Origin of the sequence: Herbaspirillum sp. Sphag64 (genome assembly GCF_014192645.1) — a bacterium.
In the GTDB taxonomy this organism is placed as follows: domain Bacteria; phylum Pseudomonadota; class Gammaproteobacteria; order Burkholderiales; family Burkholderiaceae_D; genus Herbaspirillum.
In genome coordinates this window covers 1-5,679 of record NZ_JACHYE010000030.1, presented here as the reverse complement: position 1 = coordinate 5,679, position 5,679 = coordinate 1, and the positions used below count along the sequence as shown (strand labels likewise).

Genomic DNA, 5,679 nt, shown 5'->3' with positions numbered 1-5,679 from the left:
GTCGGCGGGTTTTTTATTGGGGCTTGCGCATACAGCAGAAGATCAAACGTGCGGTCAGCCTTTCAGACCGGCGACTAGATCAATGAATTGCTGCTGAGCCTGTTCTTGCGGCAGTCCTTTGAGGGCCTCCCAGGCATCCCATTTGGCACGGCCGACAAAATCGGTCATGCCTGGGCGGTCGCCCTGAACGTCGCCGTTGCTGCCTTGTTTATACAGGCTGTACATCTTCAGCAGCGTCATATTGTCCGGACGCTCAGCAAGGTTCTTGGACTCGGCCACGGTTTGTTCAAACTGTTCCTGCAGACTCATGTTCTACTCCAGTGTGCAGGCTGTATCAGACAGCCAGCAGTTCAACTTCAAAAATCAGGGTAGCGTTTGGCGGGATCACACCGCCAGCACCACGTGCGCCGTAGCCCAGCGATGCAGGGATGATCAACTTGCGGATGCCACCAACCTTCATGCCTTGCACACCTTCATCCCAGCCCTTGATCACATGGCCGGCACCCAAAGGGAACGCAAATGGATCGTTACGGTCTTTACTGGAGTCAAATTTGCTACCGGCAGTGCCGTCCGAGTTTTGCAGCCAGCCAGTGTAGTGGACGCTAACGTGAGTGCCGGCCTTGGCTTCTTCGCCGGTGCCAACCTGGATTTCTTCGTATTGCAATCCGGAGGAAGTCGCGATTGTGGACATGTTATTCCTTTCGAGGGTGAGATCTTGATAATGGCTATCCGCTTTGGCAATGGATCGCTACGAGTTGTAGTCAGTTGCACAAGCAGTCTGGCAGCGCTGCAACCTGTCTCGCCGAACGTGATGAGCCGGAATCCCGGGAGTGTAAACCAAAATAGTGCAATCAACATCTTTCGTGTCAGCCAAACCGATACTTCAGACGTTAGCTTAAGTTGGGGCGTGCCTTCGGTACGATAATCAGGCGTTTAAATTTGTCATTCTTTTTTAAAGTTATTCATGCTGCATCGTTTTCTTTCGTCTTGCCAATCTCGTTTGAGCGTCAGCACTGCACTGCGTGTGCTTCCTGCTGTCATGCTGCTGCTTTTAGCCGCCTTTGGTACCTCGGCACACGCTACGGTCGTCGTGGTTCTGAATTCAGGTGATGCCAGCGTTTCCTTGATCGATCAGGCGACTTATCAAAATATCAACACTTTCTCGGTTGGCAAAGAGCCTCATCACCTGATGGCAACGCCAGACAACAAATCCTTGATTGTTGCTAGTGCGACCGGTAACCAGCTGATTTTCCTGGATCCAAAGACTGGTGAGATCCAGCGACAGCTTCGCGGCATCATGGATCCCTATCAAATCGGCTTCTCTCCGGACCAAAAATGGTTTGTCGCCAATGGCCTGCGTCTCGATCGGGTAGATGTGTATCACTACGATGGACATAATCTTGATCTGGCAAAGCGCGTGCGTCTGGCGCGTACGCCTAGCCATATTGCCTTTGATGCCGGTAGCACGACTGCCTTCATCACCCAGCAGGGTAGCGACGAAGTGAGCGCCATTGATCTTGCCAGCCAAGAAGTCAAATGGACCATGCCTGTCGGTAAATTACCAGCCGGTATTTTCATGACCCCGGATGACAAGCACTTACTAGTTGGCATCATGGGCAAGGATTATGTTCAGGTCATCGACTGGAAAACCCAAAAGACGGTCAAAACGATCAAGACCGGCGAGGGCGCCCACAATTTTCGTGCCCATGGCGACAAGCGCTATGTCTATGTCTCCAATCGCGTAGCCAACACGATTAGTGTCATCGATCTGCAAACACTCGAAGTTGTGGGCAGCATTTCTGTACCCGGCGGCCCAGATTGCATGGAAATTACCGACGATGGGAAAACCATGTGGACCACGCTGCGCTGGAGCAAGAAAGTCGCTGTCATTGATCTGACCACCAACAAGGTCATCAAGCTGATTCCCGTTGGACGTTCCCCGCACGGTATTTATTTCATTAATCGTGCCGCCGATCTCTGACTCTACCGCTGAGCTGAATATGCGCATCCTAAGTTACCGTTACCTCAAAATTGCCGCCCTGGTGTCTGTCGCGGTGATGGCGGCACCGGTAATGGCGCAAGTCCCTGCGGGAAAGCCGACAGCAAGTGTTGGTAACGCAGGGCCTTGCAAGGGGACCATTTACCTGACTTTTGATACTGGTAGTCAGTCACAGGCGACGTTCATTGAGCAGACCCTTGCCAGACATCACATCAAGGCGACGTTCTTTCTGGCTAATGAGAAGACGATCAACGGTGACTACACACTGGATCCAGCATGGGCACCATTTTGGAAACGCCTCGTCGCTGAAGGACATGCATTTGGTACTCACACGTTTGACCATGTCTACGTCCAGCGTGATTTGCCTGATGGCGCGATTCAGGTCAAGCCACAGTTCGGCCCCAACGCTGGCAAGAAATTAAGCTGGACGCCTGCGCAATATTGCAGCGAACTCAATCGAGTAGCCATCCGCTTCAATGAATTGACAGGCGCGCAGCTGGATCCACTGTGGCGTGCGCCCGGCGGTAAGTTGACTCCAAATTTGCTGGCCGCAGGTAAAGCCTGCGGCTATTCGCATGTCGCTTGGGCCGACGCCGGTTTCTCCGGCGATGAGTTGCCAAGCGACAAGTGGCCTAACGCTATGTTGTTGCAACGTGCGTTGCGCGGCCTCAAGGACGGTGACATTGTCATGGCCCACCTGGGTATCTGGTCCCGCAAGGATCCCTGGGCACCAGCAGTGCTTGAGCCGTTGATCAATGGTCTCGAAGAAAAAGGTTTCTGTTTTGCCACGCTGCGGGAACATCCTTCGTTTGTTGCTGCCCATCTGGCTACCCGTGGCGTGACCAATCGTGGGGGCAGCGTCACCACGCAATCGGCTGCGGTGATCAAATAATTTGCGATCACTCGTCAATCGCTTATTCAGGCGCGTACCTTGGTGCGCATTCATGGAATTGGACAGGACGTCATAATGCACTTGATTCAGGCTGGGATTGATTTGTTTGCCACCGTACAAGGGTGGTTGTTTGAAACGCTCGTCCAGCCCCTGGTATTTGCATTAGGCCTCGGCGAGTTTGTCGAGGAAGCCTTTACCGGTACCGAATGGGTTTTGGTCGGTATCTGTGAGCTGGTGGTCTTATTCATCATCTTGCGTCCGCTGGAAGCCATGATTCCGGTCCATGCCATCACCGACAAACGGGCCCGCTGGACCGACTTCATCTACACTGTGCTGTACCGCCTCGGTGCATTCTCGCTACTGGCCTTTTTTCTGCTCGATCCGCTGATGTCTTATCTCAGCGAGACGTTGCACTGGGAGGGCTGGGGTACTTTCAATCTGGATGATCTCTGGCCCGGGGTGACGGATCAGGCGCTGGTCAGTTTTCTGCTCTACTTTGTGGTCCTGGATTTCTTTGAGTACTGGTATCACCGCGCCCAGCATGGCTGGCGTTGGCTCTGGGCACTGCATAGTCTGCACCACAGTCAGGAGAACATGAATCTCTGGAGTGATGACCGGAATCATCTGCTTGATGGTCTGGTGCATGATCTGCTGTTCGGTTTCCTGGCACTGGCAATCGGGGTTCAGCCGGGTCAGTACATTCTTCTGATTTCGGTATCCCGCATGTTGCAAAGTCTGCAGCATGCCAATGTACGGATTCACTTCGGTCGCATTGGCGAGTATTTGCTGGTATCGCCACGCTTTCACCGGATGCATCATGCGATCGGTATTGGCCATGAGAGCCGTGGCAAAGGCTCACTCGGTGGGCATAACTTTGGCGTCTTGCTGCCAATCTGGGACGTCCTGTTCCGTACCACGCATTTCACCAAAGGTTTTGCCATGACAGGCGTTCGCGACCAATTACCGCCGCCGGCCGGGAAGGCCCGCAATTACGGACGTGGATTCTGGGCGCAGCAATGGCTTGGGTTCAAGCGCATCGTCGAATTTACCCGCAAGGCAAAGCGCTCATGAGGCTGATTCTGGCCTCGTTTGGTCGAGCCGTTCTGGCACAGTTGCATATTCGCATGTTGCTGCTTACGGTAATTCCTTTCCTGTTGTCGTTGTTGCTGTGGGGAGCGGGCTTGTGGTGGGGATTGCAATCAATGATTGACTGGTTGCAAGACTACTTTGTGACCCATCAAGCTTTTGGAGCTGCCGGTACGATGCTCGGCTGGTTCAAGCTCGGTGCCCTAAAAACCGTGATCGTTCCACTCATCGCGATCTGGACGTTGTTGCCTTTCATGATTCTGACTGCGCTGGTTTGCGTCGGTCTGTTCGCTGTGCCGGTCATTGCACGTCACGTTGGTGCCCGTCATTTTCCACAGCTGGAGAAACGCCACGGTGGTTCATGGTGGGGTAGCCTGTGGACCTCACTCTGGTGTTTTACCTTGTTTGCCCTGGCCTGGCTGATCGTCTATGTCGTGCCGCCGCTGGCGCTTGTGCTGCATCCTTTGCTGTGGGGCTGGCTGACGTATCGGGTGATGGCCTATGACACGCTGGCCGATTACGCCACAGCTGACGAACGTCAAACCATTCTGCATCGACATCGCGGTCCTTTGCTGTGTATTGGTGCCATTGCAGGTTGTCTCGGCGCAGCACCAACCTTTATCTGGCTGGGCGGTGCGCTGGCCTGGGTATTTTTCCCATTTTTGGCAGCGTTGGCAATCTGGCTCTATGTGTTGGTATTTGTATTTACCGCATTATGGTTTCAGTACTATTGCCTGGAAGCCTTACAAAAGCTGCGTGCAGAATCGGTTGCCGACAGCGTTTAGCGCAATGCGAGCGGTCGCGCTGCCTGATTTATCAGATCAGGGCATAATTCCAAGCTGAGATAACAACAGGAAAAATTATGGCGATCGGACTCATCATCATTGGCGACGAAATTCTTTCCGGCAGACGTATCGACAAGCATTTCCCCAAGGTACTCGAATTGCTCACTGCACGTGGTTTGCCGCTATCCTGGGTCGAATATATTGGCGACTCTCCTGAACGTATCACCTCGACCTTGAAGCGCAGCCTGGCCAGCGAAGACATTGTCTTCTGTACTGGAGGTATTGGGGCGACTCCCGATGACCATACCCGCCAGTGTGCCGCCGCCGCGCTCGGTGTGCCGCTGCTATTACATCCCGATGCCAAAGTCAAAATCCAGGAGCGTATTGCGGATACCGCCCGTGAGGCTGGCATCCCTCCCGACTTCAATGCTGCCGATAATCTGCATCGTCTGAAAATGGGGGAGTTTCCTGCCGGTGCGTCAATCATTCCGAATCCCTACAACAAAATCCCCGGGTTCTCGTTACCAAACGTCAGTGGCGTCGGAAGCCATTATTTCGCACCAGGATTCCCGGTGATGGCCTGGCCGATGTTTGAGTGGGTGCTTGATACCCACTACGCGCATCTGTTCCACCGTCTCGCGCATGCAGAAAAATCGGTTCTGGTATTTGAACAAATGGAGTCAACCCTGACGCCGCTGATGGAAGCAATCGAAGCGGAGTTTCCGCTGGTGAAGGTATTTAGCCTACCGCACGTTGGTGATGCCCAAACGCGTCGGCATATCGATCTTGGCGTCAAGGGTGAGCCGTCTCAGGTGGAAGACGCGTTCCGCAAGATGGAGCAGGGCTTGCAGACGCTGGGCGCAGAATATCGCTGAAGCAGACGTGGTTGCCACGACGCCATAAAAAATGCCTCGGCT

Annotated in this window: 7 protein-coding genes; 5 read left to right on the top strand and 2 right to left on the bottom strand. The window is 53.7% G+C overall.

Going from position 1 to position 5,679, the window contains the following annotated elements:
- Positions 1-54: 54 nt before the first annotated feature.
- Complete coding sequence (locus FHW66_RS20600; protein ID WP_183381702.1) at positions 55-309, bottom strand: acyl-CoA-binding protein; 255 nt, start codon at positions 307-309, stop codon at positions 55-57.
- 25 nt (positions 310-334) lie between these two features.
- Positions 335-691 carry an FKBP-type peptidyl-prolyl cis-trans isomerase gene (locus FHW66_RS20595; RefSeq protein ID WP_183381701.1) on the bottom strand — a complete coding sequence of 119 codons (357 nt, stop codon included), beginning with the start codon at positions 689-691 and terminating at the stop codon, positions 335-337.
- Between the two features lie 348 nt (positions 692-1,039).
- On the opposite strand from FHW66_RS20595, the gene FHW66_RS20590 reads away from it, so the two are divergent.
- The 5 genes from FHW66_RS20590 (at position 1,040) to FHW66_RS20570 (ending at position 5,637) form a co-directional block, all read left to right on the top strand.
- Positions 1,040-1,981 carry a cytochrome D1 domain-containing protein gene (locus tag FHW66_RS20590; RefSeq protein ID WP_183381700.1) on the top strand — a complete coding sequence of 314 codons (942 nt, stop codon included), beginning with the start codon at positions 1,040-1,042 and terminating at the stop codon, positions 1,979-1,981.
- A 19-nt stretch (positions 1,982-2,000) separates the two neighbouring features.
- Entirely contained in the window at positions 2,001-2,891 is an 891-nt protein-coding gene (locus FHW66_RS20585) for a polysaccharide deacetylase family protein (RefSeq protein WP_183381699.1), read from the top strand.
- Between the two features lie 81 nt (positions 2,892-2,972).
- On the top strand, positions 2,973-3,962 hold the full coding sequence (locus FHW66_RS20580) for a sterol desaturase family protein (protein WP_183381703.1): 990 nt from the start codon (positions 2,973-2,975) through the stop codon (positions 3,960-3,962).
- Positions 3,959-4,762: an EI24 domain-containing protein gene (locus FHW66_RS20575; RefSeq protein WP_183381698.1), complete on the top strand. Its 804-nt coding sequence runs from the start codon at positions 3,959-3,961 to the stop codon at positions 4,760-4,762. The genes FHW66_RS20580 and FHW66_RS20575 overlap by 4 nt, the downstream gene beginning before the upstream one ends.
- 77 nt (positions 4,763-4,839) lie before the next feature.
- Positions 4,840-5,637: a molybdopterin-binding protein gene (locus tag FHW66_RS20570; RefSeq protein WP_183381697.1), complete on the top strand. Its 798-nt coding sequence runs from the start codon at positions 4,840-4,842 to the stop codon at positions 5,635-5,637.
- Positions 5,638-5,679: the final 42 nt, after the last annotated feature.